Raw genomic sequence first — 20,538 nt, 5'->3', positions numbered from 1 at the left:
CCAGCCATTCTAGCGCCGCGTCGCGGCCTGATTTTCACCGCTGCAAGCTTGCTTGCGCAGCATCAATGGCATGCCAGCGCCTGCCGCGCGCTGGCGCCTGGTACTTGTCATATGTCAACAAAGGCGTGCCGCATTGCTGTCAGGATGGACCGAATCCGCCTTGCTTTGCGACCTCACCCTGGGCTTATCATGCTGCGACGAATCTGGCATTTCCTCACCGACAGCCGCCATCTGACCATCCTCGGCTTCGTGGCGCTGGCCGTGTTCCTGTACCTGGGTGCCGAGGTGCTGGAAGTGGCGCTGATCTGGGCGCTGGGCTTGCTGCTGCTGGCCTTTCTGACCTGGCTGGGCCTGTGGCTGTGGCGCCGGCGCCGCGCGCGACGCGACGCACAGGCGTTGGGCCAGGCCATCCTCAACGAGGCTGAAATCGCCGCCGCGCAAGCGGCCTCGGCCTCGACGGCCAATAGTACCCAGCAGGGCGAATTCGACGCCGTGCGCACGGGCATGCTGGCCGCCATCGAGACCATCAAGACGTCCAAGCTGGGCCTCAAATCAGGCGCTGCCGCCCTGTACGAATTGCCGTGGTACATGATCATCGGCAATCCGGCCGCCGGCAAGAGCAGCGCCATCCTGCATTCGGGCCTGCAATTCCCTTTCGCCGATGGCAAGATCGTGCAAGGCGTGGGCGGCACGCGCAACTGCGACTGGTTTTTCACCACGGACGGTATCGTGCTCGACACGGCGGGACGCTACTGCGTCGTCGACGAGCATCGCGGCGAGTGGTTCGGCTTTCTCGACCTGCTGAAAAAATACCGGCGCAAGGCGCCCATCAACGGCATCCTCATCGCCGTCAGCATAGCCGAATTGAAAGGCGATCCCGATGTCGGCATGCAACTGGCGCGTAGCCTGCGCAAGCGCGTGCAGGACGTCATCGAACGCCTGGAAGTGTTCGCGCCCCTGTACATCGTGTTTACCAAGACCGACCTGATCGCCGGCTTCACGGAATTTTTTGCCGATGCCGAACGCAGCGAGCGCGAGCGCGTCTGGGGCGCCACCATGCCATACCAGCGCAAGTTGCCCACGGCGGACCTGCTGGCGTTTTTCGACCAGAGTTTTGATGAATTGCACGATGGCTTGACGGAGCTGAGCCTGGCCAACATGGCGCACCGGCAACGCAAGACGATGGCGCCGGGCGTGTTTACCTTCCCGCTGGAATTTGCCGCCGTCAAGCCGGCCCTGCGTGCTTTCATCGCCACCCTGTTCGAGGAAAACCCGTTCCAGTTCCAGCCCGTGTTCCGCGGCTTTTATTTCACCAGCGCGCTGCAGGAGGGCGAGCCCGTGAGTGCCTCCTCGCAGCAGGTGGCGCGCCGCTTCGACCTGGCCTACGCGCCGGCCCCGGCCGCAGCGCCGTCCGGTGCGCGCCAGCATGGCTATTTCCTGCTGGAACTGTTCCGCAAGGTGATTTTTGCCGACAAGCACCTGGTGGCCAACTATGCCAACCGCGCCAAGCTGCGCTTCAAGTACGCCGTGTTTTTTGCCGCCACGGTGTCGCTGGGGGCTTGCCTGGGCGGCTGGAGCTGGTCTTACCTGGGCAACCGGCAACTGGTGGCCAATGTGGAGGCCGATTTAAACAAGGTGGTGAAACTGCAGGAGCGCCGCCTGGACTTGCAGTCGCGCCTGGAAGCGCTGGAGATCTTGCAGGACCGCATCGAGCAGCTGGAAGCGTACCGCACGCAACGGCCCTGGTCTTTGCGCCTGGGCCTGTATCAAGGTGAACTGCTTGAACGCAAGCTGCGCGAAGAGTATTTTGCCGGCGCGCGCCAGGTCATGCTGGACCCCGTGGCGGGCGCGCTGGAAGCCTTGCTGTTCGAAATGAACGCCAGCGCCGAGCAGTTGCAGCCCACGGCGCGCACGCCGCAGACGCCAGGCGCGGCATCACCTGTCGCGCCGCGCAGCGTGCAGTACCAGGCGGCCAGCGCGACGAATGTGGAGGATGCCTACAATGCGCTGAAAACCTATCTGATGCTGGCCGATAAGGCGCATGCCGAGAGCAGTCATCTGAACGACCAGCTGACGCGCTTCTGGCGCGGCTGGCTGGAAGGCAACCGGGGCGCCATGCCGCGCGAGCAGATGATACGCAGCGCCGAACGGCTGCTGACGTTTTACCTGGCGCAGATCGGCGACCCGTCCTGGCCGCGCATAGAACAGAAGCTGGCGCTGGTCGACCAGGCCCGCGAAAACCTGCGCCGCGTGGTGCGCGGCATGCCGGCGCGCGAGCGCGTGTATGCCGACGTCAAGGCGCGCGCCTCGACGCGTTTTCCCGGCATGACGGTGGCGCGCATCGTCGGCGAACAGGATCAGGCGCTGCTGGCGGGCAGTTACGCCGTCTCCGGCGCCTTTACGCGCCAGGCCTGGGAAAAGTTCGTCGAAGGCGCGTTTCGCGATGCCGCCAACCGCGAGCTGCAAAGTGCCGACTGGGTGCTGAAAAGCGCCTCCACCGACGACCTGACCCTGGAAGGCAGTCCGGAACAGATCGAGAAAAACCTGGTGGCCATGTACAAGACCGACTATGCGCGCGAGTGGCAAAAATTCGTGCAGGGCGTCGCCGTCGCCGACTTGAAAGGCTTTGACGGCGCCGTGCAAGCGATGAATCGCCTGGGCGACCCGCAAGCGTCGCCGATCGCCAAACTGCTGACGACCATTTACGCAGAAACCTCGTGGGACAACCCGGCGCTGCAGAATGCGCAATTGCGCAAGGCCGAGCGGGGCATCGTCGCCTGGTTCAAGGAAACCGTGCTGCGCCGCGCGCCATCGCAGCTGACGGCCAATCCCGGCATCAATGCGCAGATCGACCCGGCCCGCCTGGACAAACCCATGGGTCCCGTGGGGCGCGAATTTGCCGGCGTGGGCAAGCTGGTGGCGGCCAGGGACAACAATGCGTCCTTGATGCGCGCGTATCTGGAGGCGCTGTCGAAGTTGCGCAGCCGTTTGAACTTGCTGAAGAATCAGGGCGACGCGGGGCCGGGTGCGCGCCAGTTCATGCAGCAGACGCTGGAAGGCAGCGGTTCCGAACTGGCCGACAGTCTGAAACTGGTCGACGAGCAGATGCTCACGGGGATGAGCGACGCGCAAAAGCAGGCCATCCGTCCCATCCTCGTGCGGCCATTGATGCAGACCTTTGCCGTCATCGTCGCGCCGGCGGAACTGGAGATCAACAAGACCTGGGCGGCGCAGGTGTACGAACCGTTCCAGAAATCGCTGGCCAATAAATATCCGTTTGCCCCAGCCGCGCGCATCGAGGCGAGCAACCTGGAGATCGGCCAGTTCTTCGGCCCGGAAGGGCTGGTGGCGAAATTCGTCACCACCTCCATGGGTCCCCTGGTGGTGCGGCGCGGCGACATGCTGGCGCCGCGCACCTGGGCCGACATGGGCATCAGCCTGTCGCCGCAGGTGGTGGCGCGCTTTCCCGGCTGGATCGCGCCGCTGGGCGCGGGCGGCGTGGCGGCCACGTCGACGGCAGCGCAAACCGTGTTCCAGATCCAGCCGTCGCCCGCGCCGGGCACCCTGGAATACACGGTGGAGATCGACGGTCAGCAGCTGCGCTACCGCAACACGCCGGCGCAGTGGACGAACATGGTTCATCCCGGCCCGCAGGGCGCGTCCGGCGTCCAGGGCGCGCGCATCACCGCCGTCACCTTCGACGGACGCACGCTGGAGCTGTTCAACGAGCCGGGGCAATTCGGCTTGAAACGCATGATCGATGCGGCCACCAAAAAGCGCAAGGATGGCGGCGTGTTCGAACTGCGCTGGGTGCGCGGCGAGGTGGCCGTGGCGGTCGACCTGAAAATCACCAGCAGCGCCGAAACGACAGGCGCCGGTGCCGCCACTGCGGTGCAGGAGCAGGGCTTTCGCGGCATGCAGCTGCCCGAGACCATCGTCGGCGTTCCCGCCGCGCCCGCGCCAGCCATCGCAGCCGCGGTGGTGCCCGGGATGGCGCCATGATGCGCGCGCCGCAGCAGGTGCGCCTGGGGTACTTCGGCAAGATCCCCGCGCGCGGCGATTTCATCAAGGCTTGCGATAATCACGCGCTGGTGCAGCTGCTCGACGACTGGCTGGCGCAGGTCATGAGTGCCCTGACGGTGGAGCCGCGCTGGAAGCTCAATTACGACGCCTTGCCGCCGCTGCGCTTTGCCTTTGTCGGCACGCGCAGCCGGCGCGCCATCGCCGGGCGCCTGGAAGCGAGCAATGACCAGTCGCAGCGGCGCTTTCCCTTCATGGCCATGGGCGCGCTGGAAGTCGACGATGCCGACATTTTTGTCGCCTGCAGCCCGCTGGCGCTGGCGCCGCTGTGGCAGCGCGTGGAGCAGCTGTCGCAGGGTATTTTGGCCAGCACCGAGCCGGGTCCGGCGCTGCTGGCGCTGGCCGGCAACGTGGTGGAGGTCGAACCGGCCGCACCGTGTCATGCGGCGCGGCTGGCCGCCTTTTTGCAGGCGCAGACGGTGCATGGCCTGCAGGCGATGCTGGCCTCGCCCGCGTTCCCCGTGACGGTGCGCGAACTGCTGCTGGGACTGGGCCTGCTGCTGCAGCCGGTGCGCCGCAGCGGCTTGCCGCGCCTGGAGAAAAGCCTGGTGCTGCCGCTGCCGCATGAAGCGCCGCTGCGCGAACTGGTGGCCAGTTTCTGGCTGCACCTGATCGCGCCTTTCCTGCGCCAGGCCGATTTTGAACTGGCGCTGTTTTTTTCCCACCTCGACGAGGCGCCCGTGCTGGTGATCGGTTTTTGCGGCGCCGACCCGCATGGCCTGCGCGCGCTGATCGATCCGCAGGCCGGCAGCGAACGGCTGATCGTGTTCGACCAGCTCGACTGGGTGGACGAGCAACTGGGAGACGATGCGGCGCTGCGCCAGTTGTCCGCCTGCCTGCAGCAGGAGCAGCTGTCGCTGCGCTCGGCCTGCGCCATGTTTGCCGATACCTTTGCCTGAAGGATTGCGATGAAGCCACCCGTTTTCTTCCTGCTGCTGCTTGCCGCTGCCACCCCCTGCCGCGCCCTGGCGCAGGCGCAAGCGCCCCAGACGCCCATGCCGGGGCAAATCCTCGTCACGGGCACGCTGGCCGACGAGGCGGGCAAGGCGGCCGTGCTGGCCCGCCTGCGCGAACTGTATGGCGCCGAGCGTGTGGTCGACCAGATCGCCATCGGCAACGTGGCCGTGCCGGCCAATTGGAACGCTTACGTGCAAAAGCTGATTGCACCGAACCTGAAGCTCATTTCACGGGGGCAGATCAGCATCGCCGGCAACAACGTCAGCGTGCGCGGCGAAGTGGCGAACGAGGCGCAGCGCCAGCAGATCGCCAGCGACATCGCCACCAGCCTCAATCCCACTTACACCGTCAACAATGGCTTGCGCGTCAAGGCGGCCGAGGCCGAGCAGGGCTTGCTCGATGCGGCGCTGGATAAACGCATCATCGAATTCGACAGCGGCAAGGCTTCCATCACGCCGGCCGGCCTGGCCATCCTCGACGAGATGGCGGCCGTCATGCTCAAGCTGCGGGGACGCAAGGTGGAGGTGATTGGTCACACGGACGACACGGGCTTGCGCGCCAGCAATGTGGCCCTGAGCCAGGCGCGCGCTGAAGCCGTGCGCGCCTACCTGGGCAGCAAGGGCATCGCGGCCGAGTCGGTGCTGGTGTCGGGTCAGGGCCCGGACCGTCCCGTGGCCAGCAACGCCACGGCAGATGGCCGGGCAAGAAACCGGCGCATCGAGTTCAGAATCGCGCAATGATCATGGCAAGGTGATGCTCAGGTGCGCCGGGCGTGGCGCCAGCTTGACCAGGTCCGCATACGCGGCCAGCGTCGTTTGCGTGCCGCGCGTCAGATGCGTTTTCAAGCCCAGGTAGGCGCAGATGGCCAGCAGGGCGAAAAAGCTCGACAGCGCCCATAGCGGCACGTCGCTGCCGCGTTTGTTGACCACCTGGTCGGGGCGTTCCGCGCGCGGCGCGAAGCCACGGCTCTTGCCCTTGATGTGGGCGATCTCGTCGCCCAGGCGCGCCGTCAGGTAACTGAGTTTTTCGCCGCCGTCGATCGCATACTTGCCCTGGAATCCCAGCAACAAACACATGTGGAAGACTTGCAGCGCCTGCACACGCATGGCGCCCTTGCCGCGCAGGGCGTCGAGGCGGTCGAAAAAGTGTTCGCCGGCCAGCTGGTCGCCAAAGATCAGCAACTGCAGCGGGCGCCGCTCCCACTGCTTGCGCAGGGAGAAAGGCGACGCCAGGATGATTTCATCGACTGCCGCGCAAAACGCATACTTGGCCGCCTCGATACCGTCGCCATCGGCGCGGATCTTTTTCGCTTCCCGTTCGAAGTCGTCGAGAAAGGCCGTGATGCGGTCCATGAAGCTTTGCTCGTCGCCGGGCGCCGAACCGTGCTTCAGCATGAACAGCATGTAAAAGCCTTCGTGCATCAGGTCCAGCAGGGCGCTGCCGGCATGCCGGCTATTGCCTGCCGGGGCGGTACCGCGTGATCCCAGCAGGGAGGGCACCGCGCGCCGTTCGATGAGCTGGCTCATGCCGTCACCGCGATCAGTTCCAGCTGCAGGTCGCGTATGCCGGCTGGCACGTACACGGAAATCGACTGCGCCTTGAGCATCTGCTCATACAGCAGGCCGCGGTTTTCAATCGCAAAATAATAGGTGTCGGGCCGCACGGGAATGGCCGCCGGCACTTGCGGCGCGTGCGACAGCTTCAGGCCGGGCATGGCCGTCAGCACGCATTTTTCCACGTCGTCGGGCGCGCCCACTTTTACCCGCAACGGCACCACGTCCACCAGTTCGATGGCGGGCATGGCGGCGCGAATCGCCAGGTACAAGGTGGTGTGCTGGTCGATCTTGCCCGAATCGAGCTTGCCCAGATAGTACGACGGCTTGTCCTCGAGCAGGGCGATGGAAAAATACTTCGACGAGATGACGGTGTCGAGCAGTTCGCGGATGATGGCATCGATGGCATCGAAGCAGATGCCCGGCTGCGCGTGGTCGTAGGCGGGCAGGCTGGCCAGGGTGTAATGTTTGGAGTAGCTGAGCAGGCCGCCCGCCAGGCCCAGCAGCGCCTCGTACAGGCGCTCCGGATGCAGGGCCGGATGGCGCACATAGTGCATTAGCGCGGCGGCGGCCGTGCTGACCGTGTGCAGCAGCCAGAACGAGGACACGTCGCCCGAGCGGAATTCGATCACGTTGCGGCTCGGCTTCCGGTGGTGGCCGTGCAGCGCGCTCACTTTCGCCTGCAGCGCGTCGAGCAGGTGTTCCAGCACGCCTTGCAGGCGCGGCGCGCCGGCGATCGCCAGGCTGGGCGCCATGAACGAGGGCACGGGCTCGAAGCCGCCCGACACCGTGCGCCGCAGGGCGATCAGCGGCAGGCAGTCATAGGAGCCGCGCGCCTCGCTGTCGGGAATCAGGCGCACGGTTTTTTTCAGGTAGGCCACGTCGGCCACGGCGGATTCCGTAAACAGGTCGGGCGTGGCGCGCATGGCGTGCGCAAAGCGCGTGGCTGCAGGCGTACCTGCCGTTGACGCTTGCGCCGTGTAATTCATGCCTTCGCGGTTGAGGATGGGCAGGGCCGCGTAATAGCTCACTTCCTGCACCGCCGGCGGCAGCGCTTCCAGGTCCACCGGTGGGGGCAGGGTGTCGCTGCCCGGTGCTCCGTCGCCCAGCGCCTCGAACACTTCGCCGTCGCGGAAGATCGCCGACAGGGCCTGCAGGCGCAGGGTGCCCGTCTTTAGCGCCGCCAGGTCCCATTGCATCTGTGCCACGCCCCACAGATAGGGATGCAGCGCGCTGGCCGTGTGATGCAGGCGCGCTTCGTGATATTGATCCTGGCGCTGGAAATGCTGCGGCCGCAGGAACAGGCCTTCTCCCCACAAGACTTTCGCTGCCATGCCCATCTCGTTTCTCCTTGAATGTGTGGCGTGCGGGTGTACATCATTCACTTGCGCTACTGGCAGCGCGGAGCCGACAGCGTGGACGTGCCGCTGACGCTCAGCGCACACGCATGCAGGCCGACGGTGATGCCGCCGCGTTCCGCCTCGGCGGCGCCAAAGGTGGCGCGCCAGCGCTGTGCCGCAGGCGCGCGGAACAGGGCCACCACGCCGATGAAATACGCTTCCTTGCTGACTTTCTCCTGCACTTCGTAGCGCTGGCCAGGTACCAGCAGCACTTCCTTCACTTCCATCAGGTCGGCGCCCAGCGCGGCCTTTTCACGTTGCGTGTCGAGGAAGCTATCGTATGGAGCCTGCTCGAAGGCGGCGCTCTGTCGCAGCTTGTAGATGCGCGCCACCAGCGCCAGCGGCCGGCCTTCTGCATCGGTGTTGAGGCGTTGCGCCGCGTGCAGGCGGATGCTGACATTGCGCGGCGGTTTTTGCGCGTCGGGCAGTTCGGGCGGCGGCTTGGCCACGCCGGCCATCTGCAGCGCCGCGTTGGCCAGGGTGCCGATGGCGCCGCCCGCACAGCCGGCCTGCAGCAACGCTTGCGGCAACATCAGCAGCACTAGCGCGGCGGCGCGGGCCAGGCGGAAAGAGGCGTCAGATGGCATGGGTTTGCTTTGCAAAGGGAGGGGGAAATAAAAGTGTTGCTGCCATTTAATCCCATGCACGGGCGACCTGCTTGCGTTGCCGCAAAGTCCGTCTGCGATCAATACAATTACTGCGCCAGATCAGGATTCATGTCGCCGCACGCCGCTGTAGCGTGGAACTTCTTCTTTGCTGATTAATCTCAATCTGGCAAAAAAATTGGCGATCAATAATGGCCTCCACCAAGGCGCCGCCCATCTTTCCCAGCGGTAGCGTCCTCCACGTGAAGGAATGCCCGATGAAGCCAGCCACCATGTTGCCCCGTATTGCCTGCCTCGCCAGCGCCTTGCTGCTGGCCGCCTGCGCCACGCCAGAGCAGCTGGCGCCCAGGAAACCTGCCGCGCCGACCCTGGCGCAAGTGATGAGCGACGCCGATGCGGCCGCGCGCGCCGGCCAGTACGAACGTGCCATGACCCTGCTCAAGGGTGGTGGCAGCAGCTACCCGGCCGACAAGGCGCCGTGGCTGCAAATGGCGCAGATGAAGTTCGACCGTGGCCAGTACGGCGACGCCATCGGCCATGCGCTCGAAGCGCTGGAGCGTGACCCGGACGACAAGGTCGCCCACAGCATCGTCGCCGTCAGCGGCTTGCGCCTGTCCGGCAAGGCGCTGGCCGACCTGTCGCGGCAAAACAATCTGAATGGCTCGCTGCGCTCGGAAGCGCAGGACCTGGCCAAGCTGCTGCGCGCGAGCATCGGCGAAGACGTGCTGGTGCCGCCGGCCAAGCGTCCGCCGGCGGCCGGCAAGCGCGCTGCCACATCCGGCTCTGGCACGCCGGCGGCGAAGGGCGCGGCGCAGCAAGGCAGCGCGGCCGATCCGTTCAGCGGCTTGAAATAAGCCAGCATCCCCACCATCCCTTTGCAAAGGAAGCGACATGCCCAAGTCCGACAGCGTGCAAAAACGCCTGCAAAAGATACGCGCGCCGCGCGTGCAAATGACTTACGACGTCGAGATTGGCAACGCGATTGAAAACAAGGAGCTGCCCTTCGTGGTCGGCGTGCTGGGCGATTTTGGCGGCAATCCGGACAGCGAGAAAAAACGCCTGAAGGACCGCAAGTTCGTCGCCATCGACCGTGACAACTTCGACGAAGTGCTGGCCGGCGTGGAGCCGGTGGCGCGTTTCGCCGTGCCGAACCGCATCAGCGAGGCGGGCGGCACGTTTGCCGTCGACCTGCACTTCCGCTCGATGGATGACTTCCGCCCGGAATCGGTGGTGCGCCAGGTCGACCCCTTGCGCAAGCTGCTCGAGGCGCGCACCAAGCTGGCCGATTTGCGCAACAAGCTGGCCGGCAACGACAAGCTGGAAGACTTGCTGACGGAAGTGCTGAACAACACCGACAGTCTGGCCACCCTGAAACCGCAGTTCCCAGCGCAGGAGGATTGAGATGAGCGCCCAGGCAGTAGCCCTTGAAGTAGCCGCCCCCGGTGCGCCGGCGGCGACCGACTTGCTGGACCAGATCGTCGAGCAAAGCCGCGTCGCCAAGTCCGGCGCCGAACATGCGCGTGCGCGCGATCTCATTTCGGAATTGGTGGCGCAGGTACTCGACGGCACGGTGCTGATGTCGACCAGCCTGTCGGCCACGCTGGACGCGCGCGTGGCGGAAATCGACCGCCTGATTTCCGCCCAGCTCAGCGAAATCATGCACGCGGCGCCGTTCCAGCAGCTTGAGCAAAGCTGGACGGGGCTGCGCTACCTGGTCGGCAATTCCGATACGGGCACGCGCCTGCAGATACGCATGTTCAACGCCACCAAACGCGAACTGGTGAAGGATTTCCAGGCGGCGCTGGAGTTCGACCAGAGCAGCATGTTCAAGAAAGTCTACGAAGAGGAATTCGGCACCTTCGGCGGCGCGCCGTTCGCCGCGCTGCTGGGCGACTTCGCCATTTCCCGTCAGCCGGAAGACATGTATTTCGTCGAGCAGATGTCGCACATTGCCGCCGCCGCGCATGCGCCCTTCATCGCTTCGGCCGCGCCCGAGCTGTTTGGCCTGGAAAGCTACGGCGACCTGGGCAAGCCGCGCGACCTGGCCAAGGTGTTCGACACCATCGAGTACGCGAAATGGAAAGCCTTTCGCGAATCCGAGGATGCGCGTTATGTCGGCCTGACCTTGCCCCGCTTCCTGGGCCGGCTGCCCTTCAATCCCGTCGATGGCACCACCGTCGAAGGCTTCAACTTTGTCGAGGAAGTCGACGGCAGCGACCATCACAAATACCTGTGGTGCAACGCCGCGTATGCGTTCGGCTGCAAACTGACGCGCGCCTTTGCCGATTACGGCTGGTGCGCCGCTATCCGCGGCGTGGAGGGCGGCGGCCTGGTGGACGACTTGCCCACCCACACCTTCAAGACCGACGAGGGCGACGTGGCCCTGAAATGCCCGGCCGAAGTGGCGATCACCGATCGCCGCGAAAAGGAATTGTCGGACCTCGGTTTCATCTCGCTGGTGCACTGCAAGAACACGGCGTATGCCGCCTTCTTCGGCGCCCAGTCGGCGCAGAAAAGCCGCAAGTACAACAGCGACGCGGCCAACGCGAACGCGGTGCTGTCGTCGCAACTGCAGTACATCTTCGCCGTCTCGCGCATCGCCCATTACATGAAGGCCATGATGCGCGACAAGATCGGCAGCTTTGCCGCCGCCTCCAACGTGGAAGACTTCTTGAACCGCTGGCTGATGCAGTACGTGCTGCTCGACGATAACGCCAGCCAGGAACAGAAGGCGCAGTTCCCCCTGCGCGAGGCTTCCGTGCAGGTGCATGAAGTGCCGGGCCGGCCCGGCGTGTACCGCGCCGTGTCGTTCCTGCGGCCGCACTTCCAGCTCGATGAATTATCCGTTTCGCTCCGACTGGTCGCGGAGTTGCCGAAGTCGACCAATGCATGATCCACCCATCTTTCAACCACAGGAGCACACCATGGCAATCGATGTATATCTGCAGATAGACGGCATCAAAGGCGAGTCCACCGATGACAAGCACAAGGACTGGATCGAGTGCAAATCGGTCAGCTGGAGCGTCGAGCAGCCGAAGTCCGCCACCGCCTCGACGGGGGGCGGCCACACGACCGAACGCTGCGAGCACAAGGACATCGTCATCTCCAAGCTGGCCGACCTGGCCTCGCCGGTGCTGCTGCAGACCTGCTCGGCCGGCAAGACCATTCCGAAGGCGCGCTTCGAATTCATGCGCGCCGACGGCCAGGGCGAACGCGTCAAGTACTTTGAAATCGAAATCGAGAATGTGCTGATCGGCGCCGTCACGCCGAACGTGGAAGAAGGCGACATCCTGGGCGAACACGTCGGCTTCAAGTTCTCGAAAGTGAAGTGGAAATACACGCAGCAAAAAGTGACGGGCGGCGCCGGCGGCAATACCTCGGGCGGCTGGGACCTGGCCGCGAACCGCGTGGCTTGATCCATGGTGCGCGGCGCGCGGCGGCCACCTTCGCCCGCGCGCCGCGCCGACTTTTCAGGAGAGCGCATGGACAGTTATATACCTGGCCTGTTCGACCGCCTGATGGGCGACGGCGGTGCGGCAGCGGGCGGCGTGGCGGTGCGCCTGTCGCTGGAGCAATTGAAGGATGCGGTGGCGCGCGACCTGGAAGAGCTGCTCAACACGCGCGTGGCCCTGCCGCCCGGCGCGCTGGACGCGTATCCGGAATGCGCGGCGTCCATCGTCAACTATGGCCTGATCGATTTCGCCGGCATGTGCCTCTCCAGCAGCGATGACCGCGCCCGCATCTGCGCCGCGCTGAAGGCCGCCATCGAACGCCATGAACCGCGCCTGCGCAATGTGCGCGCCCGCCTGGAGCGCGAAGCGGGCAGCATCAACCGCGTGGGCTTCGTCATCAGCGGCACCCTGGCCGTGATATCCGGCGGCGAGACGGTCAATTTCGACGCCGTGCTGCAGCCGTCGTCGCTGCGCTATTCGATCAACCGCAAGGGAGCCGCCGCATGAGCAATAATTTGAAAACCCTGATCGCCAAACTGAACGACACTGCGCGCACGGCGGCCACCCGCGCCGCCGGCATCTGCGTGGGACTGGGCCAGTATGAAGTCGATATCGAACACCTGTTCCTGGCCCTGCTGGAGCAGGAGCGCAGCGATTTCGTCACCATCGCGCGGCGCAGCGAAATCAGCCTGACGGCGCTGGAGGCCGACCTGCGCCGCGAGATCGGCAGCTTCCGGACAGGCAGTGCGCGCACGCCCGTGTTTTCGCCCCACTTGCCGCTGCTGTTCGAACATGCCTGGTTGATTGCCTCACTGGGCACGGTGGTGGATGCCACCCGGCCGGCCACCATCCGCAGCCGCCATCTGTTGCTGGCGCTGTTGACGGAGCCGGAACTGTCGCAGCTTGCCTACCGCGGCTCGAAGCTGTTCGCCCGTTTCAGCGTCGAGCAATTGAAGCATCATCCGGACAAACTGACGGCGGGCTCCGGCGAGGAGGAAACTGCGGCTGCGCCGCAGCTTTCCGAAACACCTTGCGATCCGCTGACTGCCCTGGCCAGCAAGACCCCGGCGCTGGACCAGTTCACCACCGACCTGACGCAACTGGCGCGCGACGGCAAGCTTGATCCCGTGATCGGCCGCGAGGCGGAGATACGCCAGGCCGTCGACATTCTGCTGCGCCGGCGCCAGAACAATCCGATTCTCACCGGCGAGGCGGGCGTGGGCAAGACGGCCGTGGTGGAAGGCCTGGCCTTGCGCATCGCCGCCGGCGACGTGCCCGAGGTGCTGCAGGGCGCGCACATCCACGCGCTCGACATGGGCTTGCTGCAGGCCGGCGCCAGCGTGAAGGGAGAATTCGAAAGCCGGCTGAAGAATGTCATCGACGAGGTGGCGAAAAGCCCGCACCCCATCATTCTCTTCATCGACGAGGCGCACACCATGATCGGCGCCGGTGGCCAGGCGGGGCAGAACGACGCGGCCAATTTGCTGAAACCGGCGCTGGCGCGCGGCGCCCTGCGCACGATTGCCGCCACCACCTGGAGCGAGTACAAAAAATATTTCGAGAAGGATGCGGCGCTGGCACGGCGCTTCCAGGTGGTGAAGGTGGAAGAACCGGGCGAAGACATTGCCTGCGCCATGCTGCGCGCCATGGCGCCGCTGATGGAGCGCCATTTCGGCATCCGCGTGCGCGACGCCGCCATCGTCGAGGCGGTGCGCCTGTCGCACCGCTACATCAGCGGGCGCCAGTTGCCCGACAAGGCCATCAGCGTGCTCGATACGGCGTGCGCCAAGGTGGCGCTGGGCCAGTGTGCCACGCCGGCGCAGCTGGAAAACGCGAACCGGCGGCAGGAACGCATCGGCGCGGAAATCGCCGCCCTGATCCGCGAGGCCAGCGATGGCGAAGCCCCCGATAAAGCCGGTGCCATGCGCCTGGCGCAGCTGCGGCGCGAGCATGAGGAAGGACAGGCGGTGATTGCGGCACTGGCGCAGCGCTGGGAGCGTGAAAAGGCGCTGGTGGCGCAGATTGGCGACTTGCGTGGGCTGCTGCGCGGCGAGCGGCCGGGCGAAGTCGGCGCGGCACGCCTGCTGGCACTGAAGGAAGAACTGACAGCTCTGCAGGCAGAAACGCCGCTGGCGCCGCTGGAAGTCGATGCGCAGGTGGTGGCCGGCATCGTCGCCGGCTGGACCGGCATCCCGCTGGGGAAAATGCTCAAGGACGAGATTCGCACGGTGCTGACACTGGATGGGGCGCTGCGCGAACGGGTGCTGGGCCAGGACCACGTCATCGCGGCGGTGGCGCAGCGCGTGCGCACGGCGCGCGCCAGCCTGGATGACCCGAACAAGCCGCAAGCCGTGTTTTTGTTCACTGGGCCATCCGGCACGGGCAAGACGGAAACGGCGCTGGCGCTGGCCGACCTGCTGTATGGCGGCGAGCGCAAGCTCATTACCATCAACATGAGCGAATACCAGGAAGCCCACAGCGTGGCCGGCCTGAAAGGCTCGCCGCCCGGCTATGTCGGTTATGGCGAGGGCGGCGTGCTGACGGAAGCCGTGCGGCGCCAGCCCTACAGCGTGGTGCTGCTCGACGAGGCTGAAAAGGCCCATCCCGACGTGCTGGAGCTGTTCTTCCAGGTCTTCGACAAGGGCGTGCTCGATGACGCGGAAGGGCGCGAAGTCGATTTTCGCAACACCATCATCATCGCCACCTCGAACCTGGGTTCCGGCGCCATGATGGCCGCCTGCCTGAACCGGGCAGCGCAGGATTTGCCCACGCCGGCCGCGCTGGAAGAGCTGGTGCGCCCGCAACTGGTGGCGCATTTCAAGCCCGCCTTGCTGGGGCGCCTGAAGGTGCTGCCGTTCTATCCGCTGAACGATGCGGTGCTGGCCGAGATCATCGTCCTGAAACTGGCGCGCATCGGCGCGCGCATCGCGCGCAACCACCAGGCGCAGTTCAGCCATGATGCGGGCCTGGTCGAGGCGGTGCTGGCGCGCTGCACCGAGGTCGACTCGGGTGCGCGCAATGTCGAGCAGATCCTCAACGGCAGCCTGCTGCCGGCGATCGCCGAAGCGGTGCTGGCGCGCATGGCAGAAGGCGAGCCGATCACCTCGATACGCGTCAGCGCCAGCAAGCAGGGACAGTTCAAGTACATCATCAAATAAGGTCACCCCGCGGAGAGCGCCATGTTCAATCTCGATCAATTGCTGCACCCCGTCAGCGCCGTCAGCCCTTGCGGCGAAGACATCACTTTCAGCCAGGAGCTCGACGCCATCGCGCGCGCGCGCCAGCATGATGATCCCAGCCTTGACCAGGGCGAGTGGGTAACGGCGTTGAAGGAGGCCGACTGGCCTTTCGTGGCGACGCGCTGCGAACAGCTGATCGCAGCGCGCAGCAAGGATTTGCGCGTGGCCGTATGGCTGGCCGAAGCGCACGCGAAAACGCGCCACTTTCGTGGCCTGGGCGATGGCTACGCGCTGCTGGCCGGCCTGTGCGAGCGTTACTGGGAAGGCTTGTACCCGCCTGCGGAAGAGGGCGACCAGGAACAGCGCATCGGCAATGTCTTCTGGCTGCTATCGCGCACGCCGCAGCTGCTGCGCGAGATCCCGCTGACCGATGGCACCGACGGCCTATTTTCACTGCAGGATTTCGATGCGGCGCGCCAGCGCGCGGCGGCCAGCCTGGCGCAGGGCGCAGCGGAGCAGGGATGGGGCGATGCGCGCCACGACGAAGGGGCGACCCTGGCGCAGATGGAGGCGTCGCGGCAAAGGAATACACGCGCCTTTTCCGACGCATTGCTGGCCGAAGCACAATACTGCATGCAGTCGCTGCTGGCGTTCGAACGCAGCGTCGATGCGCGTTTCGGCACCGATGGCCCGAGTTTTCGCGCCGCGCGCGAAGCGCTGGAAAACGTCATTCATTGCATCGCGCCGCTGCCATCTGGCGTGGACTTTGCCGGCGCGCCGCCCGCCGCTGGCCAGGGCGTCAGCGGGGGCGGGGGCGCCATCGTGCAGCGCCAGCAGGCACTGGCCCAGTTGCGCCAAGTGGCCGATTTTTTCCGCCGCACCGAGCCGCACAGCCCCGTTGCGTATCTGGCCGACAAGGCCGCCAGCTGGGGCGAACTGCCGCTGCACCTGTGGCTGCGCGCCGTCGTCAAGGACTCCGGCACCCTGGCGCAGCTTGACGAGATGCTGGGGACGAACAGCGCGAACGGGTGATCGTTGGTGGCGCTTCCATGCTAATCTTCGGGCATGTTCAGAATGTCCATCTTGCCTGCTGCGCTATGCCTGTTCATCGCCGCCGGCGCGCAGGCCGGGGCTGCGACGCCGCTGGTGATCTATGGCGACGACGATTATCCGCCGTATTCCTACGTCGAGAATGGCCAGCTGAAAGGCATCTACACGCAGATCGTGCGCGAAGCGGCGCAATCGATGCCGAAGTATGCGTTGCAGCTGCGCCCTGTGCCCTGCAAACGGGGACTGTTGATGTTGCAGACGGGCGAGGCGTTTGCCCTGTATCCGCCGTATTCGTGGCGCAGCGAACGGCCGTATGTGCGCTATTCCGTGCCGCTGCTGATGGAGCAGTTAGTGGTGCTGTGCAATCAGGACGTGCTGGCCAGGCGCGCGCTGCGGCAGTGGCCCGCCGATTACGGCGGCCTGCACATCGGCGTGAACGCGGGTTTTTTGCTGGGCGATGCGACGCTGACGGCCTCCTTGCGCGCCGAAAAAATCGTACTCGACCCGGCCAAGGGCACGCGCACAAATCTGCTCAAGCTGATGCGCGGGCGCATCGATTGCTATGTCAGCGACCGCCTGTCGGCGCAATGGGAATTGCAGCGCATCCGGCGCGAGGGGCCGGTGGGTACGCCGATGCAGGCGATACAGCAAACCGCACAGCTGGCCAGCCAGCAGGGCCACTTGGGCTTTACGGCGCGCCAGCCGGCCGCCTACCCTTATCGCGATGACTTTATCGAGCAATTCAATGCCGCCATCGTGCGCATGCAGAATAGTGGCGCGATCCGGCGCATCGTCGAGCAGGCATTGCTACCCTGATTTCAACTATGGAGAAGAGCATGAAAAAACTGTTGTTCCTGTGTGTGCTGGTGCTGGCCGGCTGTGTGGGCCGGCCCGAGAATATTGTGCCTGTTAGCAACTTCGACACGACCCGCTATCTTGGCAAGTGGTATGAGATCGCGCGCCTAGACCATTCCTTCGAACGGGGCCTGAGCCATGTGACGGCCGATTACAGCCTGCGCCAGGATGGCGGCCTGAAAGTGCTCAATCGCGGCTACAAGGACGCGGACGCGAAGTGGAAGGAAGCCGAAGGCAAGGCGTATTTTGTGAACAAGAAAGACGTGGGCTACCTGAAAGTGTCGTTTTTCGGCCCCTTCTATGGTTCCTACATCGTGTTTGATTTGGACCAGCAAGATTACAGCTACTCCATGATCAGCGGCCCCGACAAGTCATACTTGTGGTTGCTGTCGCGCACGCCCACCATGGACCCTGCCTTGCAGCAGCGCCTGGTCGAGAAAGCGCGGGGGCTGGGTTTTGATACGTCAAAATTGATCTATGTGAAGCAACACTGAGCTTGCTTGCCTGCCGCCCGTTCGTGGCGGCATAGCGCCTTCTGGTTGTTGCTTTTCTGCATGTTTTTTCTTGCAATACCACTCTGATTCACTCACAATCTGCTCCAAAGTGGTGCGCTATGGCGTGCTGCCATTCTGGTGACGGGGCTAGCATTGCGTCGCCGCTCGTGATTGCCGCACGGCAGATGCTTGCTATATTGCGACGTAGCAGCAAGTCGGTTTCGTGGCGTCTGTGCATTGTTTTTTCAGATAGGAATCACGCAATGAAAAACCTCAAAATCGGCGTACGTTTCGGTGGCGCTTTTGCCGCCGTCTTGCTGCTGTTGACGAGCCTGACCGTGGTGGGCATCGTGCAGATGCAAAGCGCCAGCAAGGAAACCGATACGCTGGTCAACGTCAAGGTGCGCAATGAGCGCCTGATCGCCGAGTGGACCAAGGTCATCGAGGTGAACGCGGCGCGCACGGCGGCCGCCTGGAAAGTCAGCGATCCCGAACACCAGAAGCAGTTTGAAAAGGAAATGGCGGTCTCGTCTGCCCGCGCCACGGAAATCCAGAACGATATCGGCAAGAGCGAGCTGAACGCTGAAGAGCAGGCGCTGTACCAGGAGGTGCTGAGCACGCGCAAGGCCTACACGGAAGTGCGCAAGAATGTGTTCAAGGCCAAGAATGCGGGCGACCTGGAATTGGGCAAGCGCCTGTACGAAGGCGACATGGCCGCCAAGCGCGACATTTACCTGGCGGCGCTGAAGAAGCTGGAAGTGCTGGAAGCTAGATTGCTCGATGAAGCGGCTGCGCACATCCGCTCGCGCTACGAAAACGGCCGTTTGCTGCTGATCTCGCTGGGCGCGGTCGCCATTTTGCTGGGGATCGCCTGTGCATACTGGATCACGCGTTCGATCACGCGTCCCATCACGCGCGCCGTCGAAGTGGCGGTAGCCGTTTCCGCTGGCGATCTGACCAGCCATATCGTGGTGGAAAGCCGCGATGAAACGGGGCAGCTGATGCATGCGCTGAAAAACATGAACGATAAACTGGTCAGTATCGTCGGCCAGGTGCGCGCCGGCACTGAATCGATCAGCACGGCGTCGAGCGAAATTGCCGCTGGCAACCTGGACTTGTCATCGCGCACGGAAGAACAGGCCAGCTCGCTGGAAGAGACGGCTTCTTCCATGGAAGAGCTGACCTCGACCGTGAAACGCAATGCCGACAATGCGCTCAGCGCCAATCAGCTGGCCATCGACGCCTCGCAGATCGCCAGCAAGGGCGGCGTGGTGGTGTCGGAGGTGGTCAGCACCATGGGTTCGATCAACGATTCTTCGCGCAAGATTGTCGACATCATCAGCGTCATCGACGCCATCGCCTTCCAGACGAATATCCTGGCCCTGAACGCGGCCGTGGAAGCGGCCAGGGCCGGCGAGCAGGGCCGCGGTTTTGCCGTGGTAGCCTCCGAGGTGCGCAACCTGGCGCAGCGCTCCAGCGCGGCGGCCAAGGAAATCAAGGGCTTGATCGACGATTCCGTGCAAAAGGTCGAGGCCGGTTCGCAACTGGTGGACAAGGCGGGCCGCACCATGGACGAGATTGTGCAAAGCATCAGCCACGTAACGCAGATCATGAACCAGATCACCGATGCCAGCGATGAGCAGCGCGCCGGCATCGAGCAAGTCAACCAGGCCATCGGCCAGATGGACCAGGTAACGCAGCAAAACGCGGCCCTGGTGGAAGAGGCTGCCGCAGCAGCCGAATCCATGCAGGAACAGGCAGCCAAGCTGGCCGACGTGGTGGGGGTATTCAAGCTTGATGTCACGCAGCAATATGTCTCGGCCAGCGTGTCTGCCCGACCCGCCGCAGGCCAGCCTGCGGCACGGCGTGCCGTGAACGCTGCTGCGCGCACCTCCGCGTCCACTGTTGTGGCCCGCTCCGCCAGCGGCCCCGTCAAGGCAGTGAAACCGGACACGGCACACACCAGCAAGCCGCGCACACCGGTCGCTTCCGGCGCCGACGAGTGGGAAGAGTTTTAAGCTTTGTTTTAAGCGGCCGCTCGCTCGGCCATTCCCGCTGGCATGGCGCGGGCGCTACAATCGCGGCTTGAAGAATCCCGCGCACGCGCTCCGCCATGACCACCAGCCGCACCTCCAATACCTCCATCACCTCCAACCAGAACGCTGCATCGCCCTCGCACGCCGAAGCGCCCAAACGCGGGCGCTGCCTGGTCTGCCTGCGCGCTGCCGCCAGCTGCATCTGCCGCTGGATCGCCCCCGTGACCCACGTGGTGGAGGTGTTGATACTGCAACATCCGCTGGAAGTCCACAACGCCAAGGGCAGCGCCCGCTTGCTGCACTTGAGCCTGCCCAACAGCCGCATGCTGAAGGGCGAGCAGTTTGCCCCCGATACGCTCGCCGAATTGCTGGCCGACAAGCACACTGTGCTGCTGTACCCGGATACGCCAGGCGACCGTTCGCTGGGCATCGCGCCGCCGCCAGCGCTCGACCCCGCCATCTTGCTTGATCCTGCACGCTTGCGGCTGGTGGTGCTGGACGCCACCTGGCGCAAGAGCCGCAAGATGCTGTACCGGAATCCCCGCTTGCAACAGTTGCCGCGCCTGCCGCTGCGCGATACGCCCGCTTCCCATTACCTGATCCGCAAGGCGCACGCGCCGGATCAGTTGTCGACCCTGGAAGCGACCTGCTATGCCCTGATGCAGTTGGAGCAGGATGCGCCCCGTTTCGTTCCCTTGATTACGGCATTTGACGGCTTTGTCGCGCAGCAGTTGAGTTATGTCATGCCGCATGCTGAAAAAGCGTGAAACGGCATCACGGGAGGCCTTGATCTTGCCCGCACAGCGGCATAGTATACTGTACGTATATACAGTTAATGGGGCCGTTCATGAAAGCAATCATTCCAGAGCACGATGAC

General features: G+C 64.6%; 17 protein-coding genes. 14 read left to right on the top strand and 3 right to left on the bottom strand.

Going from position 1 to position 20,538, the window contains the following annotated elements:
* The first annotated feature begins 189 nt into the window (after positions 1 to 189).
* Genes tssM through CSZ94_RS15785 form a run of 3 tightly spaced genes read left to right on the top strand, consistent with a single transcriptional unit; the run spans position 190 to position 5,777 of the window.
* Positions 190 to 4,002: a type VI secretion system membrane subunit TssM gene (tssM, locus tag CSZ94_RS15795; RefSeq protein ID WP_102122377.1), complete on the top strand. Its 3,813-nt coding sequence runs from the start codon at positions 190 to 192 to the stop codon at positions 4,000 to 4,002.
* Positions 3,999 to 4,979: a type VI secretion system-associated protein TagF gene (gene tagF / locus CSZ94_RS15790; protein ID WP_102122376.1), complete on the top strand. Its 981-nt coding sequence runs from the start codon at positions 3,999 to 4,001 to the stop codon at positions 4,977 to 4,979. The genes tssM and tagF overlap by 4 nt, the downstream gene beginning before the upstream one ends.
* A 9-nt stretch (positions 4,980 to 4,988) precedes the next feature.
* A complete protein-coding gene (locus CSZ94_RS15785) occupies positions 4,989 to 5,777 on the top strand; it encodes an OmpA family protein (RefSeq protein WP_102122375.1) in 789 nt (262 codons plus the stop codon).
* Here the strand turns inward: CSZ94_RS15785 and icmH are convergent, their stop codons facing one another.
* The 3 genes from icmH to tssJ are packed head-to-tail and all read right to left on the bottom strand — an operon-like array spanning position 5,778 to position 8,577.
* Positions 5,778 to 6,563 (bottom strand): type IVB secretion system protein IcmH/DotU, encoded by a 786-nt coding sequence (gene icmH / locus CSZ94_RS15780; RefSeq protein WP_102122374.1) that lies wholly within the window; start codon positions 6,561 to 6,563, stop codon positions 5,778 to 5,780. It abuts the gene before it with no gap.
* Positions 6,560 to 7,930 carry a type VI secretion system baseplate subunit TssK gene (gene tssK, locus CSZ94_RS15775; protein WP_102122373.1) on the bottom strand — a complete coding sequence of 457 codons (1,371 nt, stop codon included), beginning with the start codon at positions 7,928 to 7,930 and terminating at the stop codon, positions 6,560 to 6,562. The genes icmH and tssK overlap by 4 nt, the downstream gene beginning before the upstream one ends.
* Positions 7,931 to 7,980: 50 nt before the next feature.
* The gene (tssJ, locus tag CSZ94_RS15770) at positions 7,981 to 8,577 is read right to left on the bottom strand and encodes a type VI secretion system lipoprotein TssJ (RefSeq protein ID WP_102122372.1); all 597 of its coding nucleotides are present in this window, start codon (positions 8,575 to 8,577) and stop codon (positions 7,981 to 7,983) included.
* 275 nt (positions 8,578 to 8,852) lie between these two features.
* Here tssJ and CSZ94_RS15765 point away from each other — a divergent pair, with 275 nt between their 5' ends.
* The 11 genes from CSZ94_RS15765 to CSZ94_RS15715 all read left to right on the top strand — a co-directional run bounded on the left by CSZ94_RS15765 (position 8,853) and on the right by CSZ94_RS15715 (position 20,428).
* Positions 8,853 to 9,449: a tetratricopeptide repeat protein gene (locus CSZ94_RS15765; protein ID WP_258001011.1), complete on the top strand. Its 597-nt coding sequence runs from the start codon at positions 8,853 to 8,855 to the stop codon at positions 9,447 to 9,449.
* A gap of 37 nt (positions 9,450 to 9,486) precedes the next feature.
* Entirely contained in the window at positions 9,487 to 9,996 is a 510-nt protein-coding gene (gene tssB, locus CSZ94_RS15760; protein WP_102122370.1) for a type VI secretion system contractile sheath small subunit, read from the top strand.
* A 1-nt stretch (position 9,997) separates the two neighbouring features.
* Positions 9,998 to 11,488, top strand: a complete 1,491-nt coding sequence (gene tssC / locus CSZ94_RS15755; RefSeq protein WP_102122369.1) for a type VI secretion system contractile sheath large subunit — start codon at positions 9,998 to 10,000, stop codon at positions 11,486 to 11,488.
* Positions 11,489 to 11,519: 31 nt separating this feature from the next.
* A complete protein-coding gene (locus tag CSZ94_RS15750) occupies positions 11,520 to 12,011 on the top strand; it encodes an Hcp family type VI secretion system effector (protein ID WP_102122368.1) in 492 nt (163 codons plus the stop codon).
* Positions 12,012 to 12,077: 66 nt separating this feature from the next.
* The gene (gene tssE, locus CSZ94_RS15745) at positions 12,078 to 12,554 is read left to right on the top strand and encodes a type VI secretion system baseplate subunit TssE (RefSeq protein WP_102122367.1); all 477 of its coding nucleotides are present in this window, start codon (positions 12,078 to 12,080) and stop codon (positions 12,552 to 12,554) included.
* Positions 12,551 to 15,205 carry a type VI secretion system ATPase TssH gene (gene tssH / locus CSZ94_RS15740; RefSeq protein ID WP_102122366.1) on the top strand — a complete coding sequence of 885 codons (2,655 nt, stop codon included), beginning with the start codon at positions 12,551 to 12,553 and terminating at the stop codon, positions 15,203 to 15,205. Before tssE ends, tssH begins: the two co-directional genes overlap by 4 nt.
* A gap of 21 nt (positions 15,206 to 15,226) precedes the next feature.
* Positions 15,227 to 16,258: a type VI secretion system protein TssA gene (gene tssA, locus CSZ94_RS15735; RefSeq protein ID WP_102122365.1), complete on the top strand. Its 1,032-nt coding sequence runs from the start codon at positions 15,227 to 15,229 to the stop codon at positions 16,256 to 16,258.
* Between the two features lie 42 nt (positions 16,259 to 16,300).
* Positions 16,301 to 17,092, top strand: coding sequence for a substrate-binding periplasmic protein (locus CSZ94_RS15730; RefSeq protein WP_258001010.1), 792 nt, complete (start codon positions 16,301 to 16,303; stop codon positions 17,090 to 17,092).
* A gap of 20 nt (positions 17,093 to 17,112) precedes the next feature.
* Positions 17,113 to 17,625: a lipocalin family protein gene (locus tag CSZ94_RS15725; protein WP_102122363.1), complete on the top strand. Its 513-nt coding sequence runs from the start codon at positions 17,113 to 17,115 to the stop codon at positions 17,623 to 17,625.
* A gap of 263 nt (positions 17,626 to 17,888) precedes the next feature.
* Positions 17,889 to 19,643 (top strand): methyl-accepting chemotaxis protein, encoded by a 1,755-nt coding sequence (locus CSZ94_RS15720; protein WP_102122362.1) that lies wholly within the window; start codon positions 17,889 to 17,891, stop codon positions 19,641 to 19,643.
* Between the two features lie 95 nt (positions 19,644 to 19,738).
* Positions 19,739 to 20,428, top strand: a complete 690-nt coding sequence (locus CSZ94_RS15715) for a tRNA-uridine aminocarboxypropyltransferase (protein WP_102122361.1) — start codon at positions 19,739 to 19,741, stop codon at positions 20,426 to 20,428.
* The last annotated feature ends 110 nt before the right edge of the window (positions 20,429 to 20,538 follow it).

The organism is Janthinobacterium sp. ROICE36 (genome assembly GCF_002869965.1).
Lineage (GTDB): Bacteria > Pseudomonadota > Gammaproteobacteria > Burkholderiales > Burkholderiaceae_D > Janthinobacterium.
This window is presented reverse-complemented; position numbering and strand designations above follow the sequence as displayed.

What these genes read in the sequence shown, in the direction of transcription:
- tssM (WP_102122377.1), top strand. Translation starts at nt 190, where the DNA reads ATGCTGCGACGAATCTGGCATTTCCTCACCGACAGCCGCCATCTGACC.
- tagF (WP_102122376.1), top strand. Translation starts at nt 3,999, where the DNA reads ATGATGCGCGCGCCGCAGCAGGTGCGCCTGGGGTACTTCGGCAAGATC.
- CSZ94_RS15785 (WP_102122375.1), top strand. Translation starts at nt 4,989, where the DNA reads ATGAAGCCACCCGTTTTCTTCCTGCTGCTGCTTGCCGCTGCCACCCCC.
- icmH (WP_102122374.1), bottom strand. Translation starts at nt 6,563, where the DNA reads ATGAGCCAGCTCATCGAACGGCGCGCGGTGCCCTCCCTGCTGGGATCA.
- tssK (WP_102122373.1), bottom strand. Translation starts at nt 7,930, where the DNA reads ATGGGCATGGCAGCGAAAGTCTTGTGGGGAGAAGGCCTGTTCCTGCGG.
- tssJ (WP_102122372.1), bottom strand. Translation starts at nt 8,577, where the DNA reads ATGCCATCTGACGCCTCTTTCCGCCTGGCCCGCGCCGCCGCGCTAGTG.
- CSZ94_RS15765 (WP_258001011.1), top strand. Translation starts at nt 8,853, where the DNA reads ATGAAGCCAGCCACCATGTTGCCCCGTATTGCCTGCCTCGCCAGCGCC.
- tssB (WP_102122370.1), top strand. Translation starts at nt 9,487, where the DNA reads ATGCCCAAGTCCGACAGCGTGCAAAAACGCCTGCAAAAGATACGCGCG.
- tssC (WP_102122369.1), top strand. Translation starts at nt 9,998, where the DNA reads ATGAGCGCCCAGGCAGTAGCCCTTGAAGTAGCCGCCCCCGGTGCGCCG.
- CSZ94_RS15750 (WP_102122368.1), top strand. Translation starts at nt 11,520, where the DNA reads ATGGCAATCGATGTATATCTGCAGATAGACGGCATCAAAGGCGAGTCC.
- tssE (WP_102122367.1), top strand. Translation starts at nt 12,078, where the DNA reads ATGGACAGTTATATACCTGGCCTGTTCGACCGCCTGATGGGCGACGGC.
- tssH (WP_102122366.1), top strand. Translation starts at nt 12,551, where the DNA reads ATGAGCAATAATTTGAAAACCCTGATCGCCAAACTGAACGACACTGCG.
- tssA (WP_102122365.1), top strand. Translation starts at nt 15,227, where the DNA reads ATGTTCAATCTCGATCAATTGCTGCACCCCGTCAGCGCCGTCAGCCCT.
- CSZ94_RS15730 (WP_258001010.1), top strand. Translation starts at nt 16,301, where the DNA reads ATGTCCATCTTGCCTGCTGCGCTATGCCTGTTCATCGCCGCCGGCGCG.
- CSZ94_RS15725 (WP_102122363.1), top strand. Translation starts at nt 17,113, where the DNA reads ATGAAAAAACTGTTGTTCCTGTGTGTGCTGGTGCTGGCCGGCTGTGTG.
- CSZ94_RS15720 (WP_102122362.1), top strand. Translation starts at nt 17,889, where the DNA reads ATGAAAAACCTCAAAATCGGCGTACGTTTCGGTGGCGCTTTTGCCGCC.
- CSZ94_RS15715 (WP_102122361.1), top strand. Translation starts at nt 19,739, where the DNA reads ATGACCACCAGCCGCACCTCCAATACCTCCATCACCTCCAACCAGAAC.